This is a genomic window from Agromyces sp. S2-1-8 (genome assembly GCF_021129215.1).
Classification (GTDB): Bacteria; Actinomycetota; Actinomycetes; order Actinomycetales; family Microbacteriaceae; genus Agromyces; species Agromyces chromiiresistens.
Genome location: NZ_JAJOLP010000001.1, coordinates 580,419 through 595,054 on the forward strand (window position 1 = coordinate 580,419; position 14,636 = coordinate 595,054).

General features: G+C 71.9%; 13 protein-coding genes. 6 read left to right on the forward strand and 7 right to left on the reverse strand.

Translation table 11 applies throughout. The features are described from left to right. Positions 1–16: 16 nt before the first annotated feature. From LR269_RS02595 to LR269_RS18715, 3 genes are all read right to left on the reverse strand, one after another. Positions 17–3,145 carry an AAA family ATPase gene (locus LR269_RS02595; protein ID WP_231429150.1) on the reverse strand — a complete coding sequence of 1,043 codons (3,129 nt, stop codon included), beginning with the start codon at positions 3,143–3,145 and terminating at the stop codon, positions 17–19. Between the two features lie 17 nt (positions 3,146–3,162). Continuing rightward, positions 3,163–3,357, reverse strand: coding sequence for a hypothetical protein (locus LR269_RS02600; protein WP_231429151.1), 195 nt, complete (start codon positions 3,355–3,357; stop codon positions 3,163–3,165). A 120-nt stretch (positions 3,358–3,477) separates the two neighbouring features. Then, a complete protein-coding gene (locus LR269_RS18715; protein ID WP_255679811.1) occupies positions 3,478–3,609 on the reverse strand; it encodes a hypothetical protein in 132 nt (43 codons plus the stop codon). Between the two features lie 252 nt (positions 3,610–3,861). Here LR269_RS18715 and LR269_RS02605 point away from each other — a divergent pair, with 252 nt between their 5' ends. Next, positions 3,862–4,257 carry a hypothetical protein gene (locus tag LR269_RS02605; protein ID WP_231429152.1) on the forward strand — a complete coding sequence of 132 codons (396 nt, stop codon included), beginning with the start codon at positions 3,862–3,864 and terminating at the stop codon, positions 4,255–4,257. A gap of 94 nt (positions 4,258–4,351) precedes the next feature. Next, entirely contained in the window at positions 4,352–4,735 is a 384-nt protein-coding gene (locus LR269_RS02610) for a hypothetical protein (RefSeq protein ID WP_231429153.1), read from the forward strand. A 20-nt stretch (positions 4,736–4,755) separates the two neighbouring features. Here LR269_RS02610 and efeB read toward each other — a convergent pair whose 3' ends face one another. The 3 genes from efeB to efeU are packed head-to-tail and all read right to left on the reverse strand — an operon-like array spanning position 4,756 to position 8,172. Beyond that, entirely contained in the window at positions 4,756–6,072 is a 1,317-nt protein-coding gene (gene efeB / locus LR269_RS02615) for an iron uptake transporter deferrochelatase/peroxidase subunit (RefSeq protein WP_231429154.1), read from the reverse strand. 1 nt (position 6,073) lies between these two features. Next, positions 6,074–7,282: an iron uptake system protein EfeO gene (gene efeO, locus LR269_RS02620; RefSeq protein ID WP_231429155.1), complete on the reverse strand. Its 1,209-nt coding sequence runs from the start codon at positions 7,280–7,282 to the stop codon at positions 6,074–6,076. 35 nt (positions 7,283–7,317) lie between these two features. Beyond that, positions 7,318–8,172 carry an iron uptake transporter permease EfeU gene (gene efeU, locus LR269_RS02625; RefSeq protein ID WP_231429156.1) on the reverse strand — a complete coding sequence of 285 codons (855 nt, stop codon included), beginning with the start codon at positions 8,170–8,172 and terminating at the stop codon, positions 7,318–7,320. A gap of 161 nt (positions 8,173–8,333) precedes the next feature. Between efeU and LR269_RS02630 the strand changes: the two genes are divergently transcribed. Further along, entirely contained in the window at positions 8,334–10,469 is a 2,136-nt protein-coding gene (locus LR269_RS02630) for a S9 family peptidase (RefSeq protein ID WP_231429157.1), read from the forward strand. A 9-nt stretch (positions 10,470–10,478) separates the two neighbouring features. Here the strand turns inward: LR269_RS02630 and LR269_RS02635 are convergent, their stop codons facing one another. Continuing rightward, on the reverse strand, positions 10,479–11,087 hold the full coding sequence (locus LR269_RS02635) for a dihydrofolate reductase family protein (RefSeq protein ID WP_231429158.1): 609 nt from the start codon (positions 11,085–11,087) through the stop codon (positions 10,479–10,481). A 125-nt stretch (positions 11,088–11,212) separates the two neighbouring features. Between LR269_RS02635 and LR269_RS02640 the strand changes: the two genes are divergently transcribed. From LR269_RS02640 to LR269_RS02650, 3 genes are all read left to right on the forward strand, one after another. Then, positions 11,213–12,532: an FAD-binding oxidoreductase gene (locus LR269_RS02640; RefSeq protein WP_231429159.1), complete on the forward strand. Its 1,320-nt coding sequence runs from the start codon at positions 11,213–11,215 to the stop codon at positions 12,530–12,532. A gap of 181 nt (positions 12,533–12,713) precedes the next feature. Then, complete coding sequence (iolC, locus tag LR269_RS02645; protein ID WP_231429160.1) at positions 12,714–13,742, forward strand: 5-dehydro-2-deoxygluconokinase; 1,029 nt, start codon at positions 12,714–12,716, stop codon at positions 13,740–13,742. Next, complete coding sequence (locus LR269_RS02650) at positions 13,729–14,631, forward strand: class I fructose-bisphosphate aldolase (protein WP_231429161.1); 903 nt, start codon at positions 13,729–13,731, stop codon at positions 14,629–14,631. Before iolC ends, LR269_RS02650 begins: the two co-directional genes overlap by 14 nt. The last annotated feature ends 5 nt before the right edge of the window (positions 14,632–14,636 follow it).

The window sequence follows — 14,636 nt, forward strand, 5'->3', positions numbered from 1 at the left end:
AGCGCGGGGCAGCGCTTCAGTGCAGCGCGCCGGCGCGGTACGCCGCCTCGGTGCGGGTCGCCGCACCCAGCTTGCGAAGGATCGACGACACGTGCACGCTCGCCGTCTTCCCGCTGATGAAGAGGCGCTCCCCGATCTGCTTGTTGCTGAGGCCTTCGGCGATGAGCTCGAGCACCTGTCGCTCGCGGGCGGTCAGCTCGGCGGCGGCACCGGTCGAGGCGGCGACGCCGTCGGTGATGCCGATCACCTCGGCGCCAACGCGCTGGTCGGCCTCGAGCGCCAGCCCGGCCGCACCGGCGACTCGCATGACCGACGCGAGCACCGCGCCCACGCCGACCGCCTCGGCCTCGTCGTGCGCAGCCTGCAGGGTCGCGCGTGCGGCGGCCCGATCACCCGCCGCGAGCTCGGCCTGGCCGAGCCTGAGCAGCGCGTACGGCCGGAGGAACGCCTCGGCCGTCGGGTCGGAGGTCGCGGCGACCGCGGCCCGCCAGGCGGCCGCGTCTGCGCCCACGGCGGACGCTCCGGCGGCGCCGGTGACGCCGGTGCCCGAAGGGTCGTCGGTCGGCGCGGCGAGCTCCGCGTCGATGAGGGCGGACCAGAGCGGCTGCAGCGGCCACTCGTCGAATTCGTCGATGAGCTCGCGCAGTGCTGGCTCGGCTGCGGCGGCCTCGGCGACGATCGCCGCCCCCTCGGCATCGGCGGCGCCCGCTCCGGCCTTCGCCGCGGCCACGACGCGGGCCGCCGCCCAGGCGTACGGGAAGCCGAGCGCCACCGCCGGGCGCTCTCGTGGATCGAAGAGCCCCTGCGTCTCGCGCCAGGCCCTGGCGACGTCGCCGCGCGCGAGCGCGAGCTCGGTCGCGAGCCGGCCCACCGAGAGCCGGGTCTGCATCTCGATGTTGACGGGATTGACGGTGATCGGGCGGATCGCGCGGAACTCGCGATCGGCGCCCTCCGCGTCGCCCTGCCACAGCCTCGCCCAGACCTTCGCCCGAAGCAGGTACACCTTGAACTGCATCGGCGGGTCGAGCGCGAGCGCACGCTCGATGAGCGGCAGCGCCTGCTCCCACTGGCCGAGCGCGTAGTGCGGGTCGACGGCGTTCGAGGCGAGGATCACGCCCGAACTGCGCTCGAGGCCGAGCTGTCGCGCGCGGGCGAGGCCCGCCTCGGCGAGCTCGACGGCCCGCGCGTACTCGCCGATCAGGTAGTGCACGTCGGAGGCGTTGACCCAGTACCGCAGCAGTGCGGGCCCGTCGCCCTCCGCGAGCTCCCGACTGCGCTCGAGGTCGGCGAGGCCGCGTTCGACCTCGCCCAGGTTCACCCGGCACACGGCAGCGACGTTGAGCGACACCGAGGCCGTGCGCGCCGAGCCCTCGCGCAGTGCGAGTGCGAGTGCGCTCTCGGCCGTCTCGATCGCCTGCCGCAGTCGGCCCTCGATCATCTGCCGGCCGGCGAGCGCCGAGAGCACCGTCGCCCGCATGAGCGATGACCGATCGCCGAGCACCTCGAGCGCCTGCTCGAGCAGCGGGATCGAGCCCGGCCGCCCCGCCCCGGCGAGGGTGAGCGCCTCGTCGCGGAGGAGGCGGGGGAAGTCGGGGTCGTCGGGCGGGCACTCGGCGAGGGCGGACTTCAGCAGGGTGAGGCTGCGCTCGTTCTCGCCCGCGTTGCGCAGATGCGAAGCGGTGCGGCCCATGAACTCCATGCGGCTCATGCCGGCGATCTGCTCGGCATCGTCGACCACGTCCCACAGGCCCAGCGCCCGCTCGCCGAGCTGCGCGGCCGACGCGAACGCCGTCGAGCGGCGGGCCTCGTGCATCGCCTGCACGGTGGCGGGGAACGCCTTGGCCGCATTGTTCGCACCCAGCCAGTGGTACGAGATCTCAGCCGCGAGACGGCGCGTGCCGGCGGCGGCCAGCGACTCGTAGGCCTCGGCGTACCGGGCGTGGTACCGCGCCCGTTCGCCGGGAAGGATGTCGGCCGCGATCGCCTCGCGGACGAGCGCGTGGCGGAAGCCGTACTCGTCGCCGTCGACGACGAGAACGCCGCCGAGGATCGCCTCGCGCGCTGCCTCATCGAGGCGCTGGCCCGCGCCGGTCGAGGGATCGGCGTCACCGCCGCGGAAGACCGCGGTGAGCATCGAGTGGTTCACGCGCACGCCGCCGGTCGCGATCAGCCGGAGCAGTTGCTGCGCCTCGTCGGAGAGGCGCTCGTAGCGTGCGAGCAGCAGCTCGCGCAGGGTGTCGGGAAGGTCGGACTCGTCGCGGCAGCCGTCGAGGCCCACGACCTCTTCGACGAAGAACGGCACGCCGTCGCTGCGGCGGAAGAGGACGTCGAGCACACCGTCGGTCGGCCACTCGTCGGCGATGGATGCCACGAGCTCGCGCACCTCGTCGCGCGAGAGGCGCGCGAGCTCGCGCCGCTCGACCCAGCGGTCGCGCTCGAGCTCGGAGAGGAAGGGCCGCAGGAGATGGCCACGGGTGACGTCTTCGCTGCGGTAGCTCAGCACGATGAGCACCCGGCTCGACGCGAGCATGCGGGTGAGGAAGCGCAGCAGTGCGAGGCTCGCGGGGTCGATCCAGTGGAGGTCTTCGACGATGAGCACGATGGGCCGCTCGTGCGAGAGCGTCTCGAGCAGCACCGCGATCGCCTCGTGCAACTGCCCGCTCGCACCCGACCCACCGGCGATCGCCACGGTGTCGACGGGCTCGCCGATCGCCCCCAGCTCGGGCAGGAGGGCGACGAATGCGGCGCGGCCCGGGCCGACGATCTCGAGCGCCCGCTCGCCGCCGACCTCCGCGACCAGGGCGCGGAGCGCCGCCTTGACGGGCGCGTAGGGCGCCGCGACCGCGCCGAGGTCGACGCACTGGCCGAACACGACTCGCGCGGTGCGCTCGGCGCGCTGCCGGAACTCGCGGATGAGGCGACTCTTGCCGATGCCGGCCTCGCCGCCGATCACGATCGTGCGGGGCACCCCGGCGGCAGCCTCGTCGAGGAGGCCGCCGAGCCATGCGAGCTCGGCATCGCGCCCGATCATCGTGGCGCTGGACGCGGCGGTGGTCACCAACACATCGTCCCATGCGCCGGTGACACCCGCGGTGCGTTCGGCCGAGGCATCCGCGATCGATCGCACGACCGGGAAGATGCTCACGACCGCGGCCGAACCGCTCACCGCAGGGCGAGCTGCGGAGCGCGGCGGCCGACGTGCCGCCGGCGCCGGACGTGACCGGCCGAGGCCGTGCCCGCGGCGTCCGCCTCGACCGCCTGCTCGTCGACGGCGAGCCGCTGCGCGAGCCGGCGCTCCGCCAGGAGCACGTTCGCCTCATGCGTGCGGATCGCGACGAGATCTGCCGAGTACTGCATGGTTTCCTCCTGTGTCGGACTCCGACCGTTGCGATCGGATGACCTCAGACTCCTCGCTAAGGCGCCTCGGACCCATCGGACGATCGCCCTATTTCGGCGCCGCAGCCGCCGGAGACCGGCTTAAGACGATCGCGAGCCCGGCGCCGGAAGGGTCTGCCGAGGCCTGCCGAGCCCGTCGAGGCGGACCTCGACGACGGCGGCGACGATCGCCGAGACGGCGAGCATTCCGAGGGTGAGCATGAGCATGAGCATGAGTGGGTCTCCATTCCGTCAGGAGAGCATTCGGGAGTCTCCGGACCGCGTCATCAGCGCGCGCACCGAATCGGACCGGGGCCCGCCCGCCGGGGTGGGCCCTGAGGTCGGCGGCGAGTATCGTGATCGACGACGCGGACTGCCGCGACCTCGCTGTCGCCTCGACGCTCGACCGCACCGCCGCGATCGGCCCGCGAACCGCCCGTGCACGCAGTAGGAGACCACGCAGTACGAACAGAGCGGAGGCCAGCTGTGAACGAGATCGTCACCGTCACGCCGTGGCATCCCTGGCCGCTCGCGATCCCCATCGTGATCGCGATCGGCGGCATCGTCGTGTCGAGCATCGGCACGCGCCGGCACTCGAAGCCGGTGCGCGAGCTCGGCAGCGCGATCTTCTTCCTCGCCGCACTCGGGGCGCTCGCGATGTTCGGCTTCATGCCCGGCTCGTGGGACCAGGGTGCGCGCGCCGACGCGCTCGTCGGGCTCGGCTACGAGTCGCCGACGTTCTCGGCCGAGCAGATCACCGGCCCGGGCGAACCGGCCGTCATCGCGTTCCAGGCCGAGCGCGACGGCGAACGGGTGCGAGGGTTCCTCAAGAGCACGGGCGGCGACCAGTGGCAGGTCACCGAGGTCGAAGAAGACGACTGAACGGGATGCCTCGGCGCCGGCGCCGGCAGCAGGGATGGATGCCCGCGCAGGCGCCCGGTATCGTCGGGTCATCAGGTGAGGCGAGGAGGCCCGAATGACCGAGGTCGTCACCATCGCGGCATGGAACCCGTGGCCGCTCGTGATCCCGCTGCTCATCGTGTTCGGCGGCACCGTCGTGGTCGCCATCGGCGTCCGGCGCAGGGGCTCGCGGATGATCGAGCTCGGCGTGTTCGCGGCGATCGGCGGGCTCGTCGCCGGGGGGCTCATGACCTGGGGGATGTCGCAGGCCTGGGATGCCGAGGCGCAGCGGGTCGCCCTCGCGGAGCTCGGCTACACCGACGCCGAGGTCACGGCCGGTGAGGAGCGGTCGGGATCGCAGCCCGTGCTCGACTTCGTCGGCGTGCTCGACGGACAGCACGGCGAGCGGGGCCGGCTGCGCCACGTCTCGGGCGACCGGTGGGAGGTCGTCGAGTTCTGACCGCCTCGGCCGTCAGCGGCTCAGGCGAACAGCTTCTGCCCCACGAACTCGCCTTCGGAGACGCCGCCGGGCACGGCGAAGATCGCCGAGCCGACGTGCTTCAGGTACTCGTTGAGCCCGTCGGTCGCGAGCGACATCTGGATGTCGATGAACTGCTGCGGCGACCGCTGGAACGACAGGAAGAACAGGCCCGCGTCGAGGCGGCCGAGCTCGTCGTTGCCGTCGACGAAGTTGTAACCGCGACGCAGCATGCGCGCGCCGTTGTTGTTCGACGAGTGCGCGAGGCGAACGTGGGCGTTGGTGTCGATGAGCGGTGCCCCGGTCGCTCCCTCGGCCTCGAAGTCGGGCTCCGTGAACTCCGTGCCGCCCGAGAGCGGTGCGCCCTCGCCCTTCGACCGGCCGACGAGCATCTCCTGCTCGCCGAGCTGCACGCGGTCCCAGTTCTCGATGATCATGCGGATCCGCCGCGCGACGAGGTACGAGCCGCCCGCCATCCACGCAGGCCCGTCGGACTCCGCGACCCAGACCTGCTCGTCGACGACGTCCGTCTCCTCGGCCTTGACGTTCGCGGTGCCGTCCTTGAAGCCGAACAGGTTGCGAGGCGTCGCCTGTGCGGTCGAGGTCGACGAGGTGCGGCCGAAGCCGAGCTGCGACCAGCGCAGCGTCGCCCGCCCGAACGCGATGCGGCTGAGGTTGCGGATCGCGTGCACCGCGACCTGCGGGTCGTCGGCGCACGCCTGGATGCAGAGGTCGCCACCCGTGCGTGCCGGTTCGAGGGCGTCGCCCTGGAAGCGCGGCAGCGGCGCGAGCTCCGGCGGTCGGCGGCTCGCGAGGCCGAAGCGGTCGGCGCCCGAGGCGTCCTCGAAGATGCCGGGCCCGAAGCCGAAGGTGAGGGTCAGGCCCGCGGCCGGGAGCCCCTGCGCCTCGCCGGTGTCGGCGGGCGGCGCGTAGTCGGAACCGCCCACGGCGCCGCCCTCCTCGACGTCGAGGCCCTGCGACAGCCGTGCGGCCGCGTTCGTCCAGTCGGTGAGCAGCTCGATGAGGCCCTCGCGATCGAGCGACGCATCCACGTCGAACGCGGCGAAGTGCAGGCGATCCTGCGCGGGCGTCGTGATGCCCGCCTGGTGCATTCCGTAGAAGGCATACGAGGATGCCGCAGAGCCGGCGCCGCTCACGGAGGCCGACGCCGACGACATCGCGGCGCCCACCGCGGCGGCCCCGCCGGCGAAGCCGACCGCTGCGCCCGCGGCGCCCGCACCGAAGAGGCCGAGCAGGCCCCGGCGCGAGACGCTCGGCGTCTCCTCCTGGGGTGCCGACGTGGGCTCCGTGTCAGACATGTCAGACCCCGAGCACCGTGGCCGTGAGCTGCGAGAGCGGCTCGGCGAGCGCGTTGACCTGGTCGCTCAGCGCCTTCTTGTCGGCGTCGGTGAGCTCGCTGTAGTTCACGAAGCCCTCCTCGAGCGAGCCGTACTTCGCGAGCTCGGCCTCGAGTGCGGCGAACTGCTCGTCGATCTCGGCCGCGAGCTCGGTGCCCTCGTCGCCCTTCGACTCGGCGAGCGGGCGCACCGCGCCGAACGCCACGCCGGCGCCCTGCACGTTCGCCGCGAAGTCCGAGAGGTCGGTGCCGCTCCACCAGTCCTCCTCACCGGTGATCTTGCCCGAGGCCACCTCGTCGAGCAGCGCGATCGCGCCGTTCGAGATGTCGGCGAGACCGACCGAGAACGACTCGTCGGTGACGAGCTCGTGCAGCTCGGTGACGTCGGCGACGAGGCCCTCGGCGTACGCCGTGCGCTCCTCGGGCGTCGACGGCGCCCAGCCCTTCAGGGCGTCCTGGCCGTCGGAGTTGAGGTCGCCGGGCTGCGGCGCCCAGAGGTCCTTCTCGATGCGGTGGAACCCCGTCCACTCGAGGCCGTCGGCGACGGCGTCGACCTCGCGGAAGTCGATCTTCGGGTCGAGGTCGCCGAACGCCTCGGCGGTCGGCTCGATGCGCTCGTAGGGCACGCGCGCCGCCGCGAACAGCGAGCGCGCCGTCTCGTCGTCGCCCGCCTTGTACGCGTCGGCGAACTCCTGCACGAGCGGCAGCAGCTCGCTCGTCTGCGAGCGAACGTACGCGAGGTACTCGGTGACGGCCTGGTCGCTGAGCTCCTGCTCTCCGGAGGACACGGTGGAGGCCTCGCCGGTGACCGTGAACTCGGCGAGCCCGACCGGCGCCCCGACCTGCTGGAACTTGCACGCCGTGTAGTAGGTGCCCGGTTCGAGCTGCGCCGTGAAGTCGACCTGCTGGCCAGGGGTGACGTTCTCCTTCTCGCCCACGATGCGCAGCTTGTCGTCGGCGAGGATCTCGAACTCGTTGACCTCGGTGCCGTTGTTCTCGAGCGCGAAGGTGACCGCGCCGGCGGGGGCGGTGTCGACGGCGACGGCGCAGCCGTCGTCGGTGATGTCGACGCCGATCGCCTGTGCGAGATCGGCCTTCGCCACGCACCCGGTGAGGGTGAGCGCGGTGAGTGCGGTCACGGCGACGGAGGCCGCGAGGGCACGACGGGTCATAGGTGGCTCCTGGTTCGAGGGTGATGAGGGAGGAATCAGTGGGCCGCGACGACGGCCGAGGCCGCCGCCGGGGCGGGCTTGGGAGCATGGCGGCGCCCCAGCATCACGAGATAGAGCGTCACGGTCACGGCGACGTAGACGACCCAGCCGATGACCTGCGCCCACGTCGGCTGCGGGGTGAAGTTGAAGATGCCGCCGAGCAGCGAGTCGAGCCAGCCGCCCGCGGGCACGACCGCGGTGAGGTCGTAGGCCGCGGTGCCCCAGCCGGGGATGACCGAGGCCTCCTGCAGGTCGCCGATGCCGTACGAGAGCACGCCGGCGGCGACGAGGATGAGGAAGAGCCCGGTCCACGTGAAGAACGTGCCGAGGTTGAATCGCACGAGGCCCTTCGAGATGCCCCACGAGATGACGACGGCCGTGGCGATGCCCGCGAGGGCGCCGAGCGTGCCGAGCACCGGGTCGCTGCCTCCGGAGACGTTCGCCCACACGAAGAGCGCGGTCTCGATGCCCTCGCGCCCGACCGACAGGGCGCCGAGCAGCACGAGCGCCCACGTCGAGCGCTCGACCGCGGCATCCACCCGCCCGCGCAGTTCGCTCGAGAGCGTGCGGCCGTGGGTGCCCATCCAGAAGATCATCCAGGTGACCATCGCGACGGCGACGAGCGACAGCACGCCGCCGAGGATCTCCTGCGCCTGGAACGTCATCGCGTACGGGCCCCAGGTGAGCAGGGCGCCGACCCCGAGCGAGACCGCAACGGCGATGCCGATGCCGATCCAGAGCCGGCCGCGCAGCTCGCGGTGCCCGATCTTCGAGAGGTACGCCAGCAGGATGCCGACGATGAGACCGGCCTCGAGGCCTTCGCGAAGGCCGATCAGGTAGTTGGCGAGCACGCGCGTCTCCAGGGATGAACGATGTGGGGGCTGAGCCGTTGAAGGGCTGAGCTAAGGCTAACCTAAGTCGACAGCGGAGCAAACTTCAGTTTCCTTGCCCATGGAGTTCGAGCGGCCGGCGGCCGTGACCCCCCAACGACCCCCGGAGTAGCGTGGACCTCGTGCTGACTCCGCCCAAGACTCCGAAGCGACCGATCGAACGCGTGCACCACGGCGACGTCGTCGTCGACGACTACGAGTGGCTGCGCGACAAGGACGACCCCGAGGTCATCGCGCACCTCCACGAGGAGAACGCCTACACGAACGCGAAGACCGAGCACCTCACGATCCTGCAGGAGCAGGTCTTCGAGGAGATCCGCACCCGCACGAAGGAGACCGACCTCTCGGTCCCGGTGCGCGAGGGCGACTGGTGGTATTACAGCCGGACCGTGGAGGGGCTCGAGTACCCGATCCACTGCCGCGTCGCGGCGGCAGGCCCCGACGACTGGGAGCCGCCGGTCATGGACGGCTCGGGCGCGGCGCTTCCGGGCGAGCAGGTGCTGCTCGACGAGAACGTCGAGGCCGAGGGCCACGAGTTCTTCGCGCTCGGCAGCTTCGACGTGTCCACCGACGGCGCCCTGCTGCTCTACGGCATCGACGTCGAGGGCGACGAGCGGTACACGATCCGGCTCCGGGCGCTGGATGACTCGGCGCGCGAGTTCGCCGACGAGATCGAGGGCACCGCGGCCGGCGCGGTGTTCGACCCGAGCGGACGCTTCGTGTTCTACGCGACCGTCGACGAGTCCTGGCGGCCCGACACGATCCACCGCCACGAGGTCGGCGCCGAGGCATCCGGCGACGTGGTCGTGTTCTCGGAACCCGACGAGCGCTTCTGGCTCGGCGTCGGGCTGACCCGCAGCCGCCGCTTCCTCGTCATCGAGGCGGGGTCGAACGTGACGAGCGAGACCCGGCTGCTGGATGCCTCGGATCCGACGGGTGAGTTCTCGGTCGTGTGGCCGCGCAAGGAGGGCGTCGAGTACGACGTCGAGCACGTCGTCGCGGGCGGACGCGACCGGCTGCTCATCACCCACAACGACGGCGCGGTGAACTTCGAGCTCGTCTCGGTCGCGGCCGACGACCCGCAGGGTCCGCGCCGCATGCTGCTGCCGCACAGCGCCGACGTGCGCATCGAGGGCGTCGACGCGTTCCGCGACTTCGTCGCCCTCGAGTACCGGCGCGAGGGGCTGCCCCGGGTCGCGGTCGCGAAGGTGCCGGCCGGCGGGCTCCCCACCGATGCGACGCCCGACGACACCCTCCACGAGCTCGCCTTCGACGAGGAGCTCTTCTCAGTCGGGCTCGCCGGCAACCCCGCGTGGGACCAGCCGACGCTGCGCCTCGGCTACACGAGCTTCACGACCCCGTCGACCGTGCTCGACCTCGTCGTCGCGACGGGCGAGCGTCGGCTGCGCAAGCGGCAGGCCGTGCTCGGCGACTACGACGCCACCCGCTACGCGCAGCGCCGCGAGTGGGCGACGGCGACCGACGGCACGCGCATTCCGATCTCGCTCGTGTACCGGCACGACCTCGTCACGCTCGGCGAGCCGGCGCCGACCCTCTTGTACGGTTACGGGTCGTACGAGCACTCGATCGACCCCGGCTTCGGCATCCCCCGGCTGTCGCTGCTCGACCGCGGCATGGTCTTCGCGGTCGCGCACGTGCGCGGCGGCGGCGAGATGGGGCGGCTCTGGTACGAGCACGGCAAGAAGCTCGAGAAGCGCAACACCTTCACCGACTTCATCGCGGCCGCCAGGCACCTCGTCGACAACGACATCACCGCCCCCGACCGGCTCGTCGCCCAGGGCGGCAGCGCCGGCGGCCTCCTCATCGGCGCAGTCGCGAACCTCGCGCCGAAGTACTTCTCGGGATTCCTCGCCGAGGTGCCGTTCGTCGACCCGCTCACGTCGATCCTCGATCCGTCGCTGCCGCTGACCGTCATCGAGTGGGACGAGTGGGGCAACCCCCTCGACGACGAGGAGGTCTACTCGTACATCAAGTCGTACTCCCCCATCGAGAACGTGCACGTCAACCACTACCCGCCGATCCTCGCGGTGACCTCGCTCAACGACACGCGGGTGCTCTACGTCGAGCCGGCGAAGTGGGTGGCGAAGCTGCGCGACGCGGGCGCCGACCCGCTGCTGAAGATCGAGATGGCCGCCGGGCACGGCGGGGTGTCGGGCCGTTACGCGGCCTGGCGCGAGCGCGCCTTCGCGTACGCGTGGGTCATCGACGCGGCGGGAGCGCACCCGAGCGGCGAGTGACGTGATCGTTCACCGCTGCACGTCGTAGGTGATGTGCGTCACGAGGTCGGTCTGCAGCACGTCGACGGGCGTGAACTCGAGGTCGAGGCCCTCGAACAGGCGTGCGCCCGAGCCGAGCGTGATCGGCGCGACGCTCACGATGATGCGGTCGATGAGCCCGGCCCTCAGGTACTGCTGCACGGTGCTCGCGCCGCCGGCGATCGAGATGCGGCCGCCGCCGCCCACGGAGGCCCTCGCCCGGTCGAGCGCGTCGTGGATGCCGGTCGTCACGAAGTGGAACGTCGTGCCGCCCTCCATCTCGACGGGCTCGCGCGGGTGATGGGTGAGCACGAAGACGGGGCCGTGGTACGGCGGGTCGTCGCCCCACCAGCCCTTCCACGAGTCATCGGGCCACTCGCCTCGTACGGGGCCGAACATGTTGCGGCCCATGATGTACGCGCGCGGCGCGAGGATCTGGTCGACGATGGGCTGCGCCTCGTCGGGCTGCTCGAACATCCAGCGGTGCAGCGACTCGCCGCCCTCGCCGAGCGGATCTTCGAGCGACTGGTTCGGGCCGGCGACGAAGCCGTCGAGTGAAACCGTGATGTTGGCCGTGACCAGGCCGTCGTCGAACGTCATGCCGAGCACCATACGCCGTGGCGCCGACACCCGCTACGACCCCGACGCGGTCCCATGCGCGCGCATCCATTCAGCGGTGAGCGAGCACGCTTCCGCGTGTCGGCGGCCGCTGCCAGACTGACGAAATGTCTCTTCTCACCGATCTGAGCGAGCAACTCCCAGGCCGGGCCTTCGGTCCCGGCGCATCCGAATACGACACCGGCCGCACCGTCTTCGCGGGCGCCGGCGACCCCGAGGCCGTCGTGCGGCCGCACACGGTCGACGAGATCGCGACCGCGGTGGCCGCGGCATCGTCGGCCGGCCGTTCCATCGCCGTCCGCAGCGGCGGGCACGGCCTCCTCCCGGTCGACGACGGGCTCGTCGTCGACATGGGCGAGTTCGACACGATCGAGGTCGACGACGCCGGCCTCGTCACCCTCGGCCCGGCCGCCCACTGGGGCGACGTCGCGGCGGCGCTCGCGCCCCGCGGTCTCGGCATCAGCTCCGGCGACACCCGCCAGGTGGGCGTCGGCGGGCTTCTGCTCGGCGGCGGCATCGGCTGGCTCGTGCGCACCTACGGCCTCACGATCGACGCGCTCCGCGAGGTCGAACTCGTGACCGCAGCGGGCGAGGTGCTCATCGTGAACGCCGAGTCGCACCCCGACCTGTTCTGGGCGCTGCGCGGCGGCGGCGGCAACTTCGGCGTCGTCACGCGCTTCACCGTGCAGGCGAGCTCCGTCGACGGACTCGTCGGCGGTTCGATCCACTTCGACCGCTCCGACGTGCCGACCGTGCTGCGGGCCTGGCGCGAGGTCATGCGCGCAGGCTCCGACGACCTGAACTCGTCGATCATGCTCATGCCCCCGATGGGTCCCGAGATGCCCGGCGGCCCGCAGGTCGGCATCGCCCTCCGCGGAACCGAGGCCGAACTGCGCGAGCTCGCCGCACCGCTGCTCGCGCTGCCGTCGGTCACGAAGGTCGACCTCGCACCGCTCGCGTACGGCGACCTGCTCGAAGACGCCCCGCCCGGGCGACCGCCGTTCCAGTTCGTGGGCGGCAACGGCTTCGCGCCCGAGGTCTCCGACGAACTGCTCGAGGCGGTCGCCGCGGCGTACGCGCGCGACGTGCCGACGATGGCGCTGCTGCGCTGGCTCGGCGGCGCGTTCTCGAGGGTCGCTGCCGATGACACGGCGATCGCCCATCGCGACGCCGAGGCGCTCGTCGTCGTCAACGGCGTGCTGCCGGCCGATGCCGCTCCCGAGCTCGTCACCGCGGTGAAGGCGGGCAGTGATGCGGCGATCGCGTTCACGACCGGTTCGTACGGCGGCTTCGAGGCGAACCGCAGCGACGAGATCACGGCATCGATGTACCCGCCGGCGACGCTCGAGCGACTCCGCCGCATCAAGGCCGAGGTCGACCCGGGCAACGCGTTCCGGCGCAATCACAACATCGCACCGGCGGGCTGAGCGACCTCGTGACGCACCCGGGTCGCGGCACCCGCCGCGGCCCGGGTTTCGTCGTGCCCGGCCCGAACCGTCCTCGGCCGTCATATCTGTCAAACTTTGTTAGGACATTCTGTGTAGACTGATCGCACCGCGAGCGCCGGGGAAGCGCTCGCGGCCCCGAGAGAAAGTTGTACGGCGCAGTATGACCAGCACCACCGCAACGAGCCGGTTCGAGATCATCACGATGGGGCGGGTCGGCGTCGATCTCTATCCGCTGCAGGACGGCGTGCATCTCGAAGACGTCGACACGTTCTCGAAGTCCGTCGGCGGCAGTGCGACGAACGTCGCCATCGCGGCGGCCCGGCACGGCCGGTCGAGCGCCGTCATCACGCGCACGGGCGACGACGCCTTCGGCCGCTACATCCGTCGCGAGCTCGGCGGCTTCGGCGTCGACACCGCGTTCGTCGGCACCGTCGACGCACTGCAGACGCCCATCACGTTCTGCGAGATCTTCCCGCCCGACCACTTCCCGCTGGTGTTCTACCGCAGCCCGAAGGCGCCCGACCTCGAGATCACGGCCGAGAGCCTGCCGCTCGACGCGATCCGTGACGCCGGTGTGTTCTGGGCGACGGTCACGGGCCTCAGCGCAGAGCCGAGCCGCGCCGCGCACCACGCCGCGTGGGCCGCCCGCGAGCGGCGGCCGCTCACGATCCTCGACCTCGACTACCGACCCATGTTCTGGTCGTCGCCCGACGAGGCCCGCCGTGAGGTGAGCCGCGCGCTCGACCACGTCACCGTCGCCGTCGGCAATCAGGAGGAGTGCGAGATCGCCGTCGGCGAGCGCGACCCGCACCGCGCCGCCGACGCGCTGCTCGCCCGAGGCGTCGAGCTCGCGGTCGTCAAGCGCGGTCCCGACGGCGTGCTCGCGAAGACTCGCGACGAGACGGTCGAGGCCCCGAGCTTCCCGGTCGACGTCGTCAACGGGCTCGGTGCGGGCGACGGCTTCGGCGGCGCGCTGTGCCACGGGCTGCTCTCGGGCTGGCCCCTCGATCGCACGATCGCCTTCGCCAACGTCGCCGGAGCGATCGTCGCCTCGCGTCGTGAGTGCTCGACGGCGATGCCGACGACCGCCGAGGTCGAGGCCCGGCGCAGTGCCGGTCCCGGACGCGCCGCGGGCGAAACCGGCCCCGTGAGCCGTCTGCCGGAAGGAGCGTCCGATGTCGCACGGTGATCGATACCTCGAAGAGGCCCGATTCGGCCGGCTGCGCGAACTGCGCGCGGCCGGGCCCGGTGCGATCGCCGACGCCCACGCCGGCCGCACCCGCCGCCCGCTGCTGGGCGAAGACGGGCGCCTCTTCATCCTCGCCGCCGATCACCCGGCGCGCGGCGCGCTCGGAGTCGGCGACGAGCCGATGGCGATGGCCGACCGCTACGAGCTGCTCGACCGGCTGGCGCTCGCGCTCTCGCGCCCGGGCGTCGACGGCGTGCTGGGAACCCCCGACATCGTCGACGACCTCGCGCTGCTCGGCCTCCTCGACGACAAGGTCGTCGTCGGCTCGATGAACCGCGGCGGCCTCCGCGGCGCGAGCTTCGAGCTCGACGACCGGTTCACGGCCTACGACATCGACGGCATCGTGCGCGACCGGCTCGACTTCGCGAAGACGCTGCTGCGCATCGACCTCGACGATCCCGCCACGGCCGCGACGATCGGGGCGACCGCCCGAGCCGTGACGGATGCCTCGGCGGCGAGCCTGCCCATCATGCTCGAGCCGTTCATGAGCACGCGGAGAGACGGCCGCGTCGTGAACGAGCTCAGCACCGAGGCGGTCATCACATCGGTGGCGATCGCGGCGGGTCTCGGGTCGAGCTCGGCCTGCACGTGGATGAAGCTGCCCGTCGTCGACGACATGGCGCGGGTGATGGCTGCGACCACGATGCCGACGCTGCTGCTCGGCGGCGAGCGCACCGCCGACCCCGATGCGGCCTACGCGAACTGGCGCGACGCGCTCGCGCTGCCCGGCGTGCGCGGCCTCGTCGTCGGACGTACGCTCCTGTATCCGCCCGATCACGACGTGCAGCACGCCGTCGACACCGCCGCCGCGCTCGTGCACGACGCCTGACGCGA